The sequence below is a fragment of the Stenotrophomonas sp. Steno-Z2 genome (assembly GCF_056393235.1).
This window is the reverse complement of the sequence record NZ_JBWJOY010000001.1, coordinates 678,206-693,550: the sequence shown is the minus strand read 5'-3', so window position 1 is coordinate 693,550 and position 15,345 is coordinate 678,206. Positions and strand designations below refer to the sequence as shown.

General features: G+C 70.4%; 12 protein-coding genes. 6 read left to right on the top strand and 6 right to left on the bottom strand.

The genetic code is table 11. From position 1 onward, the window contains the following. The first annotated feature begins 39 nt into the window (after positions 1-39). Both yedA and rarD read left to right on the top strand, forming a co-directional pair. On the top strand, positions 40-939 hold the full coding sequence (gene yedA, locus AC06FP_RS03090) for a drug/metabolite exporter YedA (RefSeq protein ID WP_456117303.1): 900 nt from the start codon (positions 40-42) through the stop codon (positions 937-939). Next, positions 936-1,856 carry an EamA family transporter RarD gene (rarD, locus tag AC06FP_RS03085; protein WP_456117302.1) on the top strand — a complete coding sequence of 307 codons (921 nt, stop codon included), beginning with the start codon at positions 936-938 and terminating at the stop codon, positions 1,854-1,856. Before yedA ends, rarD begins: the two co-directional genes overlap by 4 nt. 8 nt (positions 1,857-1,864) lie before the next feature. Here the strand turns inward: rarD and AC06FP_RS03080 are convergent, their stop codons facing one another. The 6 genes from AC06FP_RS03080 to AC06FP_RS03055 all read right to left on the bottom strand — a co-directional run bounded on the left by AC06FP_RS03080 (position 1,865) and on the right by AC06FP_RS03055 (position 11,585). Continuing rightward, on the bottom strand, positions 1,865-3,031 hold the full coding sequence (locus AC06FP_RS03080) for an alpha/beta fold hydrolase (RefSeq protein WP_478074448.1): 1,167 nt from the start codon (positions 3,029-3,031) through the stop codon (positions 1,865-1,867). 180 nt (positions 3,032-3,211) lie between these two features. Beyond that, positions 3,212-6,064, bottom strand: a complete 2,853-nt coding sequence (locus AC06FP_RS03075; protein WP_478074447.1) for a TonB-dependent receptor plug domain-containing protein — start codon at positions 6,062-6,064, stop codon at positions 3,212-3,214. Positions 6,065-6,313: 249 nt separating this feature from the next. Next, positions 6,314-7,792, bottom strand: a complete 1,479-nt coding sequence (locus tag AC06FP_RS03070) for an ABC transporter permease (protein ID WP_478074446.1) — start codon at positions 7,790-7,792, stop codon at positions 6,314-6,316. 10 nt (positions 7,793-7,802) lie between these two features. Next, positions 7,803-8,963, bottom strand: coding sequence for an ABC transporter permease (locus AC06FP_RS03065; protein ID WP_478074445.1), 1,161 nt, complete (start codon positions 8,961-8,963; stop codon positions 7,803-7,805). An 82-nt stretch (positions 8,964-9,045) separates the two neighbouring features. Continuing rightward, the gene (locus AC06FP_RS03060) at positions 9,046-9,732 is read right to left on the bottom strand and encodes an ABC transporter ATP-binding protein (protein ID WP_153189747.1); all 687 of its coding nucleotides are present in this window, start codon (positions 9,730-9,732) and stop codon (positions 9,046-9,048) included. Between the two features lie 602 nt (positions 9,733-10,334). After that, positions 10,335-11,585, bottom strand: a complete 1,251-nt coding sequence (locus AC06FP_RS03055; protein WP_478074444.1) for an efflux RND transporter periplasmic adaptor subunit — start codon at positions 11,583-11,585, stop codon at positions 10,335-10,337. 205 nt (positions 11,586-11,790) lie between these two features. Here AC06FP_RS03055 and AC06FP_RS03050 point away from each other — a divergent pair, with 205 nt between their 5' ends. The 4 genes from AC06FP_RS03050 to AC06FP_RS03035 are packed head-to-tail and all read left to right on the top strand — an operon-like array spanning position 11,791 to position 15,341. Continuing rightward, the gene (locus AC06FP_RS03050) at positions 11,791-12,717 is read left to right on the top strand and encodes an ABC transporter ATP-binding protein (protein WP_478074443.1); all 927 of its coding nucleotides are present in this window, start codon (positions 11,791-11,793) and stop codon (positions 12,715-12,717) included. Further along, positions 12,717-13,502, top strand: a complete 786-nt coding sequence (locus tag AC06FP_RS03045; RefSeq protein WP_478074442.1) for an ABC transporter permease — start codon at positions 12,717-12,719, stop codon at positions 13,500-13,502. Before AC06FP_RS03050 ends, AC06FP_RS03045 begins: the two co-directional genes overlap by 1 nt. Next, positions 13,495-14,742 carry a sensor histidine kinase gene (locus AC06FP_RS03040; protein WP_478074441.1) on the top strand — a complete coding sequence of 416 codons (1,248 nt, stop codon included), beginning with the start codon at positions 13,495-13,497 and terminating at the stop codon, positions 14,740-14,742. The genes AC06FP_RS03045 and AC06FP_RS03040 overlap by 8 nt, the downstream gene beginning before the upstream one ends. Beyond that, positions 14,739-15,341: a response regulator gene (locus AC06FP_RS03035; protein ID WP_478074440.1), complete on the top strand. Its 603-nt coding sequence runs from the start codon at positions 14,739-14,741 to the stop codon at positions 15,339-15,341. Before AC06FP_RS03040 ends, AC06FP_RS03035 begins: the two co-directional genes overlap by 4 nt. The last annotated feature ends 4 nt before the right edge of the window (positions 15,342-15,345 follow it).

Here is a 15,345-nt window from a genome sequence, read left to right as displayed (position 1 = left end):
CCTAGAATCCGCGTTCCCCCGGATGGCGGTACCTGCCCCATGTCTTCGCCCCCCACCGCGTCGGCTGCTCCACGGAGCGGCCTTGTCGTTCTGGCCCTGCTGCTCGTGTACGTGGTCTGGGGCTCGACCTACCTCGGCATCCACCTGGCGCTGGAAGGCGGCATGCCGCCGTTGTCGGTGATTTCCGGCACCCGCTTCGTCATCGCCGGCGGCCTGCTGTACGCGCTGCTGCGCTGGCGCGGCGTGCCGGCGCCGACGCGCGCGCAGTGGCCGACCCTGGCGGTGATGGGCTTCAGCCTGCTGTTCCTGGGCAACGGCATGGTGGTGATGGCCGAGCGCGACGTGTCCTCCGGCCTGGCCGCGGTGGCGGTGGCCTCGGTGCCGCTGTGGATGGCGCTGTTCTCAGCGTTCCGCGGGCAGCGCGTGGCCGGCGGCGAATGGCTGGGCATCGCGGTCGGCTTCGCCGGCGTGCTGTGGCTCAACGCCGGCAGCAGCCTGACCGCGACCCCGGCCGGGCTGGTGTTCCTGCTGGTGGCGCCGCTGGGCTGGGCCGCCGGTTCGATCTGGTCGCGCGGGCGCGACCTGCCGTCGCCGTTCATGACCGCCGCCGGGCAGATGCTGTGCGGCGGCGTGATCCTGGTGGCGGCCGGCCTGCTGCGCGGCGAGCGCATGCCGGCGACGCCATCGCTGCAGGGCATGCTGGCGGTGGCCTACCTGTGCGTGTTCGGCTCCATCATCGCCTTCACCGCCTACGTGTGGCTGCTGCACAACGTGCGCCCGGTGCTGGCCAGCAGCTACGCCTACGTCAACCCGGTGATCGCGGTGGCGCTGGGCGCGTGGATCGCGCACGAGCGCTTCAGCGCCGCCGACATCGGCGCGATGGCGGTGATCCTGGCCGGCGTCGTGGTGATCACCCTGGCCCGGATGCGCCGCGCATGACCGCCGCCGCGCACGACCAGCGCAACGGCCTGCTCGCCGCCACCCTGGCCTTTGTCATCTGGGGCCTGTTCCCGCTGTACTGGCGGCTGCTGATCGAAGTGCCGTCGTTCCTGATCATCGCCCACCGCATCATCTGGAGCGCGGTGCTGCTGATCGGCGGGCTGGGCATCGTGCGCGGCTGGGGCTGGCTGGGCGAGGTGTGGGCCACGCCGCGGCGATTCTGGCTGCTGGGGCTGTCGAGCCTGCTGATCGGCGCCAACTGGAGCCTGTACATCTGGGCGGTGAATGCCGGCCACGTGGTCGAGACCAGCCTGGGCTATTTCATCAATCCGCTGCTGAGCGTGGTGCTGGGCGTGGTGGTGCTGCGCGAGCGGCTGGGCCGGCTGCAGTGGCTGGCGGTGGCGCTGGCGGCGCTGGGCGTGGCCTGGCTGACCTGGCAGAGCGGACGCGCGCCGTGGATCGCGATCGGGCTGTCGATCACCTTCGGCCTGTACGGACTGCTGCGCAAGCTGGTGGTGGTCGAAGCGGTGACCGGGCTCGGCGTGGAAAGCCTGTTCATGGTGGCGCCGGCGCTGGCCTACGCGCTGTGGGCCGAGAACGGCCACGGCGGCGGCTTCATCTCCGGCTGGGGCTGGGGCAACGATGCGCTGCTGGTGCTGGCCGGCGTGGTCAGCGCGGTGCCGCTGATTGCCTTCGCCTACGGCGTGCGCCGCATTCCGCTGTCGGTGGTCGGGCTGCTGCAGTACATCGGCCCGACGCTGCAGTTCCTGATCGGCGTGCTGGTCCTGCGCGAACCGTTCGCGGCCTCGCAGCTGGTCGGTTTCGGCCTGATCTGGGCCGGGCTGGTGGTGTTCGCCACGGCCGGCGTACGCGCCGCGGCCAGGGCGCGCTCGCGATCGCCGGCACCCACGCCGTAGGAGCGACTTCAGTCGCGAGGCGCTTTCCCGATAATGCCCTTCGCGACTGAAGTCGCTCCTACGGCATTGGTGGTTGCTGCTGCGGTCGCCCGCGCAGGCGCGGGCGAAGCGGGCGTCGGGCAGGAGGTGCCATCGTTGCCGGCGCGTGCGAACCAGTCGTCGATCACGCCCGAGAGACGGTCCAGCCGCAGCGGCAGGGTCAGGTGGTCCTCGCCCTGCAGCTCCAGGTAACGCGCGCGCGGCGCGGCGGCGGCCAGGGCGCGGCCCTGCGCGACCGGGATGTGCGCGTCGTCGCGGCCATGCAGCAGCAGGACGCAGGCCGGCACCTGCGCCAGCGCCTGGCCCACGTCCACGCGGTCCAGGTCGATGCCGAGCCGGCGGTCGGCGGCGGCGATGGCCGCGTCCAGCCCGCTGCCGCCGTACTGCCAGCGCGCCAGCGGCAGCGCCAGGTAGTCGCCCAGGCGCTCGGGCGGGCGCGACAGCATGTGCGGCACCATCGCGCGGATCGCCTGGCCGGCGTTGTCGAAGGATTCCATCGCCACCACGCTGCGCAGCCGCGGGCCGAGTTCGCGCGCGGCGAAGATGGCGGTGGCCGCGCCGTAGGACACGCCTAGCAGGTGCACCGGCCCGCTGATTTCGCCGCGGGCCTCGAGCGCGCGCAGCGCGGCGGCGACGTCGTCGCCCTCGCGCGTGCCATAGCCGGAGGGCGCCTGCCCGGAGCGGCCATGGTTGCGCAGGTCCAGGGCGATGGTGCGGTAGCCGTCCTGCGCCAGCTGCAGCGCCCAAGGCAGCAGCGAGCCGCCATCCATCATCCAGCCGTGCAGCAGGATCACCGTGCCGCGCGGCGCGGTGCGGGGCGCGCCCGCCGCCGGCGCGGTGGCCTCCAGCGAAAACTCGGGGAAGCGCTCGCCCTGGCCGAGGTAGCGGTACTGCAGGCGGTAATCGCCGGGGTCGAAGGCCAGCCAGTGCAGCGCCACGCCGCCGCTGCCGGGCACCATGCCCTGGCGGTGCGGCAGGCGCGCGAGCAGGGCATCGATGCGCGCGGTCGGCACCATCGGCGAGGTGCCGCCGGGCGCGGCCAGCCGCGCGCCGAGCGAGAGCGGCGGCATCGGGGAAGACAGGGCGAAACCGGCCAGCATCACGCAGACGCCGGCCAGCGCCAGCGAACGCAGCATGGCGGTGATCCGGAAAGAGGAGGGGCGCCACGGTAGCGCCTGCGCCGCCGCGGCTCTACCGCGCAACGATGACAGGAAGATGACCGTTGTGTGGTGTTCGGCCTGGCGGCCGCGGCCAGCCGGAAAAAGCAAAGGCACCTTGCGGTGCCTTTGCCGGTGGAACGCCTGACGGTCAGGCGATCAGAAGCGCTGCTGGTACTTCATGTAGATGAAACGGCCGATGTCGAAGCCACCGTAGTAGGTGAAGCTGCTGTTCGGCTGGCTGTACATGATCGGGCCTTCGTGCTTGAACACGTTGTTCACGCCCAGCGACACGGTGCCTTCCCACGGCAGGGCATAGCGCACCTGCAGGTCGTGGAAGGTGTTGGAGCCCAGCTTCCGGCTAGGCTGCACGTCGGTGTACGGCGAGCGGAAGTCCGGCAGGTTGCACTCCGGGCCGCCGTCCAGGTCGTAGGAGCACTTCTCCTTCATGCTGGAGTAGTAGCGGGTGCTCCAGGTCAGGCCGAAGTTGCCGCGCTGCCAGTCGGCGCTGAAGTTCGAACGCACGCGGAAGTTGCCGCCCCAGCCGGTGTACTGGTCGACCGGGGTGGTGGCTTCGCTGTCGCTCTTGCGCGCCAGGTAATCGACGTAGGTGGCGTTCAGGCGCAGCGAGATCTGGCCGATGGCCAGTTCCGGCAGGCGGTAGCGCACGCCGACGTCGTAGCCCGCGGTTTCCTGGTAGCCGGCGTTGTTGAGCGAGCGGTTCATGCCGCTGACCTGGCCCTTGTTGCTGCCGGAGGCGTAGCGGGTGAAGCGCGAGCACGCCGAGGCGATGCCCTGCACGTAGCACTGGTTGAGGATGTCGGTGGCCGACTCGCCGACGATGACGTTGTCGATGCGGATCTTCCACCAGTCCAGGCTAAGGTCCAGGCCGGAGACGAACTCGGGGCTGTAGACCAGGCCCACGGTCCAGGTCTTGGCGGTCTCCGGCTTCAGGTCCGGGTTGGAGCCGGAGGTGAAGTCGGTCACCGCCTGCACGCCGGAGGTGCTGGCCAGTTCGCCGTCGCCGGTCTTCTGGCGGAAGTCGCTGCCCAGGCCGGCGGCGCTGCAGCGCGCGGCAACCTCGCTGTTGCGTGCCGCCGCGCCGAAGGAACGGTCGCACGGGTCGGTGATGCGGTCGCGGGTGGTGACGGTGCCGCCGTACAGGTCATCCACGGTCGGCGCGCGGAAGCCGGTGCCGTAGGTGGCGCGCACCAGCAGGGTGTCCACCGGCTTCCACTTCAGGCCGAACTTGCCGTTGGTGGTGCCGCCGAAGTTGTTGTAGTCCGAGTAGCGGCCGGCCACGTCCAGCGACAGCTCGCGCGCGAACGGCAGGTCGGCCAGCAGCGGCACCTGCAGTTCCAGGTAGACCTCGTCCAGCTTGTAGTCGCCGCGGGTCGGCTGGCCGCTGGTGCCGGCGATCTCGCCGTTCTGCACCATCAGGTCCGGGGTGTAGCTGGCTTCCTCGCTGCGGTGCTCCACGCCCATCGCCGCCATCACGTCGCCGGCCGGCAGGCTCAACAGCGAGCCGGAGATATTGGCGCTGAGCACCTTGGTGGTGCTCTGGATGTCATCGACGAAGCTGCGGAACAGGTAGTCGCGCACGGCCGGGTCGCCGCTGAGCGAGCCGGGGCTGTTGCTGCCCATCGGCGCCAGCGGGTTCCACGGCACGCAGTCCTGGATCACGTTGTCCGGGGTGCCGCACCGGGCCACGCCGTTGGCGTCGATGAACGAGGCGCCCACCGCCTTGTTGACGTTGGGCTGGTACATGCTCTGCAGCGTGCGGCGCTCGCCTTCATTGCGGTTGAACATGTAGCCCACGTTCCAGTCCCAGAAACGCGAGCCGGTCTCGAAGCTGCCTTCCAGGCCGAGGCTGGCGCGCTTGGTGGTCAGGCTGTTGTTGGTCGCGCGCGGGAACTCCTCGGTGCGGTGCGAGAACAGCACGTCCTTGCCCCAGTGGTTGAACGCGCTGTCCTTGGACAGCATGGCGCGCGTGCCGCTGGCCGCCTGCGCCGAGGACACCGAATACGGGTAGCCGGCCAGCTGCTTGAGCGATTCGCGCTCGCTGTACAGCACGTCGGCGACCACGCGCAGGTCGTCGGTGATCTGGAAGCCGCCGTTGGCGAAGGCCGAGCGGCGCTCCAGGCCCGACAGCAGGGTCATGTTGGTCTTGGTGTTGGCGTAGGCCGAGCGGTCCAGCGGCTTGAAGTCTTCCACCTTGGACGGATCGCCGCCGGGGCCGACGCTGATCACCTTGCCATCGACGGTGACCGAGCCCCACTCGGTGGTGCCGTTGAGGCCGTCGGTGGGGTGGTACGGGCCGTTCGGGTAGGCGGTGAACTCGCGCGCGCCGCCCAGCACCGGGTCTTCCTTCACCTTTTCCGCGCCGACGGTGACCCAGCCGCGCTCGAAGGTCTTGCCCCAGGTGGCGCTGTAGGAGCGCTTCTGGCCGTCGCCTTCGCTGTACTGGCCGACATAGGCGTTGGCCTGGCCGCCGTCGAAGTTCTTGCGGGTGATGATGTTGACCACGCCGGCGATGGCGTCCGAGCCGTACAGCGCCGAGGCGCCGTCGGTCAGCACTTCCACGCGCTCGACGATCGCCGACGGGATCGAACCCACGTCGGAGTAGCCGCCGGCGCTCACGCCCATGCGGCGGCCGTCGACCAGCACCAGGCTGCGCTCGGGACCGAGGTTGCGCAGGCTGACGAACATGCCGCCGTAGTCGCGCGCCGAGGACAGCGCCGAGGCGCGGCTCAGCGCCGGCGAGCCGGCCGCGGTGACGTCCTGCAGGATGTCGGCGACGTTGACGTAGCCCTTCTTCTCGATCTCGGCGCGGCTCAGCGCGATGACCGGCCTGGCGGTCTCGACATTGGCCTGGCGGATGCGCGAACCGGTGATCTCGACGCGGTCCAGGGTGGTGGTGCCGTCATTGGACTGGGCGAGGGCGGGGGCGCTGCCGGCGGTGGCCAGGGCCAGCGCGATCGCGGAGCGGAGCGGGGTCGACTTCAGGTACATCGTTTTGTATTTCCTTTACTGACTACGAAAAAAAGCGCCCGCGAGGGGCGCCATGAACAGATGCCATCACCGTCGGGGGAGGGACGCAGCATCCGCCGTCATGCAGCTGCGCTGCCCGCCGGGGGCGGCGGGCGCGCATCATGGACCAAACGGATCGATGCGTGAAGGGGAAAATTCCGCCATCCCGCCGGGTGGATCGCCGCAGCCGGCAAAGGCGGCGGCGCGTCGGCCGCGCCGCCGCGATGCCCGTCAGGTCTCGCGCAGGGCCGTGGTGATCGGCAGCCGCGCCGCCCGCAGCGCCGGGAACAGGCCGCCGACCAGGCCGATGCCCAGCGCCCACTTCAGCCCGCTCCACAGCAGCTCGGGCGAGACGTGGAACTTGAACACCACCGCGCTGAAGTTGCTGCCGATGGTGGAGACGCTGTAGCCGTTGAACACCAGCCACGCCACCGCGCAGCCGAGCAGGCCGCCCACCAGCGCCAGCAGCATGGTTTCCAGCATCACCGCGGTGACCACCGGCAGGCCGCGGAAGCCGATCGCGCGCATGGTCGCGATCTCGCGCGCACGCGTGGCCACGGCCGCGTACATGGTGTTGAGCGCGCCGAACACCGCGCCGATGGCCATGATCGCGCCGATCACCGTGCCCAGCACGCTGATCAGCTTGTTGAGCCCGCCGCCCTGCTTGCGGTAGTAGTCGCGCGTGGTTTCCACGTCCAGCTTCAGCCGCGGGTCGGCCGCCACCGCCGCCTTGAACTGCTCGAAGCCGGGCCTGCCCTCGGTGCGCACGCTGATCGACTGGTAGGCGCCGCGCTGGTAGGTGGTGGCCAGGGTCTGCACGTCGGTCCACAGCTCCGAATCGTGCGCGTCGCCGGAAGCGAACACGCCCACCACCGTCCACGCCTGATTGCCGAGGGTGAGGGTCCTGCCCGCCTCCATGTCGCGGAACTGGCCCTGCGCGCCCTCGCCGACCACGATCTCGCGCAGGCCCGGCTTGAACTGCCGGCCCTTCACGATCTTCACCTTGTCGTGCACCGCCCAGGCCATGTCGCCGACGCCGCGGAACTGCGCGTTGACGTCGGTGCCGTCGGCCCTGGATACCAGGTTGACCACCTGCGACAGCTCCGCCGACAACAACGCGCGGCCCTGCGCGTCGCGCGCCACGCCCGGCAGCGTGCCCAGCAGCGGCACCTGGTCGCGGGTGATGACCGAGTTGGTCTCGGCCTGCGAGCCGCCGCGCAGCACGATGGCGGTGGTGTCATCGCCGGTGCTGTCGAGCGTGGCCTGGAAGCCTTCGCCCATCGCCAGCATCGCCACCAGCACGCCGACCACGCCGGCGATGCCGACCACGATCACCGACGAGGCGCCCCAGCGCTGCGGCAGGCTGGCGATGCCGATGCGGGTGGCGGCCAGCGCCAGCCGGCCGGTCCGGGTGAGCGGCAGCCACAATGCGATGGCGACGGCCACGGCCAGCACGCCGACCCACGGCAGCGCGATCCAGGCACCCAGGCCGATGGCGAGCAGGACGATGGTGAGCAGGTTCCATGCCCAGCTCCATGTCTGTCGCCTTGGCTGCGCTGGTCGCGCTGGCTTCGGTCCACGCCACAGCCTCAAGACGCCATAGATGCCACCGGCGATCAGCGCCAGTCCGAACAGCGAGAAAGGACGGGCGGCGAAGCTCAGCGCGATACCCAGCAGCAGTGCCAGGACGATCAGTAGTTTCTTGGTCATGACGTTCTCCTCAGCGCCCGGCCAGCGCGTCGACGATCTTCAGCCGCTTGGCGCGCAGCGCCGGCAGCACGCCCACGACCAGGCCGATCAGCACGATCAGGCCCAGCCCCATCAGCCAGGTCTGCAGCGGTACCTGCGGCGGCAGCATGCCCATGGTTTTGGGTGCCATCGCCGGCAGCGCCAGCGCGGCCAGGCCCAGGCCGATGGCGCCGCCCAGGCCCACCAGCAGCACCGATTCGACCATCACCAGGGCCAGCACCGTGCCGTCCTTGAAGCCCAGCGTCTTGAGCGTGGCCAGCTCGGGGATGCGTTCGCGCACCGCCTGCGCCATGGTGTTGCCGGTCAACAGCAGCAGGGTGAAGAACACCGCGCCCATGATCGAGGTGACGATCATGCCGATGTCGGCGAACTGCTTGATGAAGGCCTGCTGGAACGCCGACTCGGTCTGGCTCTTGGTCTCGTGGTCGGAGTTGGCCGATATGGCATCGATGGCCTGGGCCACGCGCGAGGCGTGGTCGGCGTTGTCCAGCGTCACCGTGTACCAGCTCACCTGGTTCTTGATGTAGTCGTTGGATTCGTCGAAGTACTTCCAGTTCATCATCAGCTGGCGTTCGTCGTTGGCGGCGGTGGCGGCGTTCTTCGAATGGAAGATGCCCACCAGCTGCAGCGGCCAGTCGTTGCTGCCGCCGCGCGGGAAGATCGTGGCCTGCAGCGGGATGGTGTCGCCGATCTTCCAGCCGAACTGCCTGGCCAGGGTCGCGCCGACGATGGCGCCGGTGCGGGTGTTGTGGAAGGCGTCCAGCTGCTCCTTCGGCACCTCGAACTCGCGGTACACGTCGAAATAGTTCGGCGCCACCGAAAAGTTGGGGAAGAAGTTCTTCGGGTCCTGGTAGATGCCGCCGAACCACATGGCATAGGTGACATCGCGCACGCCCTGCACCTGGCGGACCTGCGGTTCCAGGCGGATCGGCAGCGACTGGGTGATGGACAGGCGCGAGGTGACGACCAGGCGGTTGGCGCCGGCCACGCTGCTGCCGCCGGTACTGAAGGCCACGCGCACCGAGTCGAGCATGCCGAACAGCAGGAACGCGGTGACCACCGACAGCAGGGTGAACAGGGTGCGGGTGCGGCTGCGGAACAGCTGCGCCCAGATCAGGGAGAAGTACTTCATGCCGCACCTCCGCGTGCGCCGCCCAGCGGGCGGCTTCGCCGCGGGAAACACCGATCGAATTGTCTGTTCATGGTCGCGCTCCTCAGTGCACCGGGGCGTCGACCAGCTCGCCCTTGTCCAGATGCACGGTGTGGGTGGCGTATTCGGCCGCCTTCGGATCGTGGGTGACCATGATGATGGTCTTGCCGTGCTCGCGGTTGAGCAGCTGCAGCAGGCCCAGCACTTCCTCGGCCGAGTGGCGGTCCAGGTCGCCGGTGGGCTCGTCGCAGATCAGGAAGGTGGGGTCGGAGACGATGGCGCGGGCGATGGCCACGCGCTGCTGCTGGCCGCCGGACAGTTCGTTGGGGCGGTGGTCGCGGCGCTCGGCCAGGCCGACCAGGGCCAGCGCGATCTGCGCGCGGCGCCTGCGTTCGCCGGCCGACAGGTTGGTCAGCAGCAGCGGCAGTTCCACGTTCTTCTGCGCGGTCAGCATCGGCATCAGGTTGTAGAACTGGAATACGAAGCCGACGTGGTGGCTGCGCCAGGTCGAGAGCTGGCCGGCGCCGAGCTGGTCGATGCGCTGGCCTTCGATGGCGATCTCGCCGCCGCTGGGCGTGTCCAGCCCGCCGATGAGGTTGAGCAGGGTGGTCTTGCCGGAGCCGGACGGGCCCATCAGGGCGACGAAGTCGCCGCGGGCGATGTCCAGGTCGATGCCGTGCAGCACCTGTACTTTCTCGGGGCCGCGCTGGTAGGTCTTGGTGATGTTGCGGAGGGTGACTAGGGCGGTCATGGGTGGTCCTCTGCGGTGGTGCGGTGGGTGGCGCTGCCGCGCCGTTCTGCTTTTTCCTCCCGCGTGGGCGGGATGAGTGAGTGGGGTGCGTTGGTGGTTCCGGTCTGCTTTTACGTGCTGTGGCTGTGGGCGGGCGAGCCTCCGCCGGTCCTGCACGGAGCGCGGGACTGGTACAGGAGCAGAAGCAAGAGCAGGAGCTTTCGCTCCCCTGCTGGGAGCGAGCTACTTTTCTTTGCTCGTGCAAAGAAAAGTAGCCAAAAGAAAGCACGCCCCTGCCTCCGCGCCCTCCGTGCCTGCGGCACTCCGGGTCCACTCCGCCGGCGGGATTTTTCGACGAGACATCCCTGTCTCGTCGAAAAACGACGCACATCCATGTGCGTCGCCCTTCGGGTTTTTCCCGCCGGCTCCGTCGCTGCGGAAGGGGGCCCGGAAGATCAAAGGCATGAGCAACAGCAACAGCAAAAATCGGGCTTCAAGCCCCTCTCCCCTCGGGAGAGGGGTTGGGGTGAGGGCGATGGCGTACGGAGGGGTCAGGCATCATCGGCTCCGTTCGCCCTCATCCGCCCTTCGGGCACCTTCTCCAACGGGGAGAAGGGAGCCGGTCACTGCCCCGCGTCGCCCGCCAGTGCCACCTTGTCGCCGTCCTTCAGCGTTGCCGGCGGGTCCAGTACCACGGTCTGTCCCGCCGACAGGCCCGACAGCACCTGCCGGTCCTTGCCCATTTCCATGCCGGTCTTCAGCGGCTGCGCCTGCACCGTGTCGTCGCTGCCGACCACGAAGGCCACCGTGTCCTGGCCGCGCTGCACGATCGCTGCCGCCGGCACGCGCACGCCTTCGGGTTTCTTCTGCCCGGCCTCGGCCGGCTTTTCCAGGAAGCTCACGCGCACGCCCATCTCCGGCACGATGCGCGGGTCCTTGACCTTCAGCGCCACGCGCACCTTCACCGTGGCCTTGCCGCGGTCGGCGGTGGGGATGATCGCGATCACCTCGGCCGGGATCTTCCAGTCCGGGTAGGCGTTGAGCACCGCTTCCACCGGCATCTTCGGCTGCACGCGGCCGATGTAGGCCTCGCCGACCTCGACCTCGATCTCCAGCGAATCCATGTCCACGATGGTGCCGATGCCGGTGCGGGTGAAACCGCCGCCGGCCGACAGCGGCGAGACGATCTCGCCCGGCTGCGCGGCCTTGGCGGTGACCACGCCGGCGAACGGCGCGCGCACCACGTTGTTGTCCACGCCCAGATCGGCGATGGCCAGCGCGTCCCGCGCGACGGTGGCGTTGTGGCGGGCGGTGGCAAGCTGCGCGCGCAGGCTGTCGCGCTGGGCCACGGACTGGTCGTACTGCGCGCGCGACACCAGCTGCCGGCCGACCAGCTGCTGCAGGCGCTGCGCGTCGGCCTCTGCCTGGCGCAGCTGCGCCTGCAGGCCGTCGACCTGGCTGCGCGCGGCGTCGAGCTGGGCGGCGTTGAGCGCGCGCTGCGCGTTGGCATCGATCGGGTCGAGCGTGGCCATGACCTGGCCTTCCTCCACGCGCATGCCTTCCTCGATCATCACCTCGCGCACCTTGCCGGTGATCTTGGCCGAGACCGTGGCCATGCGCCGCGCCACCACGTAGCCGCTGGCGTCCAGCACCGAGGCGCTGGCGCTGTCCTGGCCGATGGCGACCACCGGCGCGGTCTCCACCACCACCGGCTTGGCGCGGCTGAAGAAGATGCCGGCCACGATCGCCAGCACCAGCAGCGCCAGCAGGCCCAGCACCCACCACAGCCAGCGGCGCGGCGACGACGGGCCGGACGGCGGCGGCGCCGAACGGTCGATGCGGAGTTCCTTGAGCAGATCTGCGGAGGTGTTCATCGGCACCAGGACGGAGAAAGCGGGAAGAAGTGACGGAAGGTAACCCAAACCGGTGCGGCGGGCCTGCCGGCGACGGGGACCGATTCTAGGCAGGGCGCGGCCGCCGTGCAGGTGACGGGTGTCACCCGCTTCGCCTGACCGCCCGCACTGAAGGGCGGGCACGTACCTGGCTACCTTTGCGCCATTCCCGACAGGAGGCGAGGCAATGGACGTGAGCGGCGAAGTACTGGCGAGCCTGCGCGGCGTGCACAAGCGCTATGGCGCGCTGCAGGCGCTGGCCGGCGTGGACCTGGACCTGCACGCCGGCCAGGTGCTGGCCCTGCTCGGCCCGAACGGCGCCGGCAAGACCACCACCATCGGCCTGCTGCTGGGCCTGCTGCGCGCCGATGCCGGCCAGGTGCGGCTGTTCGGGCAGGACCCGCAGCAGCTGGCCGCGCGCCGCGGCATCGGCGTGATGCTGCAGGACGCGGCGCTGCCGCCGACCTTGAAGGTGGGCGAACTGCTGCGGCTGACCGCCAGCTACTACCCGGCGCCGCGGCCGCTGGCCGAGAGCGCGGCGCTGGCCGGAGTCGGGGATCTGCTCGAGCGGCCCTACGGCGGGCTGTCCGGCGGCCAGCAGCGGCGCGTGCAGTTCGCCATCGCCCTGTGCGGACGGCCGCGGCTGCTGTTCCTGGACGAGCCCACGGTCGGTCTCGACCTTCCGGCGCGGCAGCGGCTGTGGGCCAGCGTGCGCGCGCTGGCCGGCGAAGGCGTGGCGGTGGTGCTGACCACGCATTACCTGGAGGAGGCCGGGCACCTGGCCGACCGCGTCTGCGTGCTGATGCGCGGGCGCATCGTCAGCGACGGCAGCGTCGATGCGCTGCGCGCGCGGGTGGAAACGCGCCGCATCCGCTGCGTCACCACGCTGGAGGCCGATGCCGTCGCCGCCTGGCCCGGCGTGCGCCAGGCGCAGCGCGACGGCGCGCGGCTGCAGGTGTCCAGCGACCGGGTGGAAGCGGTGGTGCGACGCCTGCTCGACGCCGATCCGGCCCTGTCGGGCCTGGAAGTGCAGGCCGCCGGGCTGGACGAGGCGTTCTGCGACCTGACCCGCGACGACAGCGTCGTTTCCTCCCCCCTGCGCGAGGCCGCCTGATGGATACCCTGCCTGCTTCCTTCGCCGCGCCGCCGCCGATGCCGCGCCGCCGCGTGTTCGCCGCCTACCTGCAGGAGGCGCGCGCCGAATGCCTGCGCTACCTGCGCAGCCCGTCGTTCCTGCTGCCGACGCTGCTGTTCCCGGCGGTGTTCTTCCTGATGTTCGGCGTGGTGCTGGCCGGGCGCGGCACGCCGGAGGCGCCGCGTTTCCTGCTGGCGTCCTATTCCACCTTCGGGGTGATGGCGCCGGGCCTGTTCGGTTTCGGCATGTCGCTGGCGCTGGAGCGCGACAACGGCCTGCTCACCCTCAAGCGCGCGCTGCCGATGCCGCCGGCGGCGTACCTGGCCGGCAAGATGGCGATGGCGATGCTGATGGCCGCGCTGATCACCACCCTGCTGCAGACGCTGGGCCTGGCGCTGGCGCACGTGCAGCTGCAGGCGGCGCAGAGGCTGCAGCTGGCCCTGGTCTGCGTCGCCGGCGCGGTGCCCTTCTGCGCGCTGGGGCTGCTGCTGGGCACGCTGGTCAAGGGGCAGGGGGCGCCGGCCCTGGTCAACCTGCTGTACCTGCCCATGGCCTTCCTGTCCGGGCTGTGGTTCCCGCTGCAGATGCTGCCGCCGCTGCTGCGCGCGCAGGCGCCGCTGTGGCCCAGCTACCACCTCAATGCGCTGGCGCAGTCGGCGGTCGGCTTCGACACCGGCAGCGCCTGGCCGCACCTGCTGTGGCTGGCCGCATTCACCGCGCTCGTCCTGGCCATCGCCGTGCGCCGCCTGCGCCGGCATGGCTGATGGCATCATCGACGCCTGCGCGACAGGAACCGCACCCGTGAACCACCGCCACCTCCCCGCCTGGCTGAAGCCCGCCTCCGATTCGGTGGTGGCCGACAACCTCAAGCTCGGCAAGTGGCCGTGGATCGACGCCGTGCACCTGCTGTGGACGGTCTGGGTGTTCCTCACCCCGGCGTTCGGCGGTGGCTACACCCTGCGCTGGGTGCTGATCACGCTGTGGTCGTACCCGCTGTTCGTCCTGTTGTACGTGATGACCCTGGTGGCGTCGCGGCGCAACGCGCCGATCTTCGCGCTGGCGATGATCGTGCTGTCGATGGCGCTGCTGCGCAGCTATCCCTCGGGCATGAATTACTTCGTGTTCGGCTGCGTCATGCTGCGCACCAACCGCTGCATCGACGTGCGGCGCTACCTGCTGGAACTGCTGCTGCTCAACGCCGGCTTCGTCTCGCTGGCGTGGTGGATCGGCTATCCCTGGCAGGTCGTGGCCTGGATCCCGGCGCTGACGGTGATCATCGGCCTGGTCGTCAACGTCGAGCGCGCCAGCAGCGAGAAGGACGCCGCGCTGCGCCTGTCGCACGAGGAGGTACGGCGGCTGGCCGCCACCGCCGAGCGCGAGCGCATCGGCCGCGACCTGCACGACCTGCTCGGGCACACGCTGTCGCTGATCACGCTGAAGATGGAACTGTCGCGCAAGCTGTTCGAGCGCGACCCGGCGCGCGCGCAGCGCGAACTGGCCGAGGCCGAGCAGATCGCGCGCGACGCGCTGGCGCAGGTGCGCAGCGCCGTCACCGGCTTCCGCGCCGCCGACATGGCCGCGGAAATCGCCTCCGCGCACCTGCTGCTGGAATCCTCGCGCGTGCACCTGCGGCACTCGCCGCCGCCGCCGATGCCCGGCTGGATCGAATGCGGGCTGGCGATGGTGCTGCGCGAGGCGGTCACCAACATCGCCCGCCACGCGCAGGCCAGCGAGGCGATGATCGCCCTGCGCGTGGAGGCCGGCGTGGTGGTGCTGGACGTAGCCGACGATGGCCGCGGCGGCGTGTCCGCCAATGGCAACGGCCTGGCCGGCATGCGCGAACGGGTGGCGGCGCTGGGCGGCACCCTGCAGATCGATTCGCCGCGCGGCGCCGGCACGCGGCTGACGGTGACGGTGCCGCTGGGCGACGCCGGCGATGGCGACGCGGCCGTGGCGGCACCCGTGCCCGGTTCCGGGCTGCCCGCCATGGAGGCGCGCGCATGATCCGCATCCTGCTGGCCGAAGACCAGGCGATGGTGCGTGGCGCGCTGTCGGCGCTGCTGAACCTGGAAAGCGGCATCGAGGTGGTCGGCACCGCCGCCGACGGCGAGGCCGCGTGGCGCGAGCTGCAGCGGCTGGCCCCGGACGTGCTGGTCACCGACATCGAGATGCCTGGCCTGACCGGGCTGGAGCTGGCCCAGCGCGTGCAGCGCCACGGCCTGGCGACGAAGGTGGTGATCGTCACCACCTTCGCCCGCACCGGTTTCCTGCGCCGCGCGCTGGATGCCGGCGTGCAGGGCTACCTGCTCAAGGACGCGCCGGCGGAAAAGCTGGCCCAGGCCCTGCGCCAGGTGCAGCGCGGCGGCCGCGCCATCGATCCGCAGCTGGCGGTGGAAGCCTGGTCCGAGGCCGACCCGCTCAACGACCGCGAGCGCCAGGTGCTGCGCCTGGCCGGCGAGGGCCGCTCGGCCAACGAGATCGCCGAGCAGCTCGGGCTCTCGCACGGCACCGTGCGCAACTACCTGTCCGAATGCATCGGCAAGCTCGGCGTCGCCAACCGCATCGAAGCGCACCGCCTGGCGCGGCAGAAGGGCTGGCTGTAGTGCG

Excerpts from the sequence above, each read along its gene's own strand:
- yedA (WP_456117303.1), top strand. The coding sequence starts at position 40 with ATGTCTTCGCCCCCCACCGCGTCGGCTGCTCCACGGAGCGGCCTTGTC.
- rarD (WP_456117302.1), top strand. The coding sequence starts at position 936 with ATGACCGCCGCCGCGCACGACCAGCGCAACGGCCTGCTCGCCGCCACC.
- AC06FP_RS03080 (WP_478074448.1), bottom strand. The coding sequence starts at position 3,031 with ATGCTGCGTTCGCTGGCGCTGGCCGGCGTCTGCGTGATGCTGGCCGGT.
- AC06FP_RS03075 (WP_478074447.1), bottom strand. The coding sequence starts at position 6,064 with ATGTACCTGAAGTCGACCCCGCTCCGCTCCGCGATCGCGCTGGCCCTG.
- AC06FP_RS03070 (WP_478074446.1), bottom strand. The coding sequence starts at position 7,792 with ATGACCAAGAAACTACTGATCGTCCTGGCACTGCTGCTGGGTATCGCG.
- AC06FP_RS03065 (WP_478074445.1), bottom strand. The coding sequence starts at position 8,963 with ATGAAGTACTTCTCCCTGATCTGGGCGCAGCTGTTCCGCAGCCGCACC.
- AC06FP_RS03060 (WP_153189747.1), bottom strand. The coding sequence starts at position 9,732 with ATGACCGCCCTAGTCACCCTCCGCAACATCACCAAGACCTACCAGCGC.
- AC06FP_RS03055 (WP_478074444.1), bottom strand. The coding sequence starts at position 11,585 with ATGAACACCTCCGCAGATCTGCTCAAGGAACTCCGCATCGACCGTTCG.
- AC06FP_RS03050 (WP_478074443.1), top strand. The coding sequence starts at position 11,791 with ATGGACGTGAGCGGCGAAGTACTGGCGAGCCTGCGCGGCGTGCACAAG.
- AC06FP_RS03045 (WP_478074442.1), top strand. The coding sequence starts at position 12,717 with ATGGATACCCTGCCTGCTTCCTTCGCCGCGCCGCCGCCGATGCCGCGC.
- AC06FP_RS03040 (WP_478074441.1), top strand. The coding sequence starts at position 13,495 with ATGGCTGATGGCATCATCGACGCCTGCGCGACAGGAACCGCACCCGTG.
- AC06FP_RS03035 (WP_478074440.1), top strand. The coding sequence starts at position 14,739 with ATGATCCGCATCCTGCTGGCCGAAGACCAGGCGATGGTGCGTGGCGCG.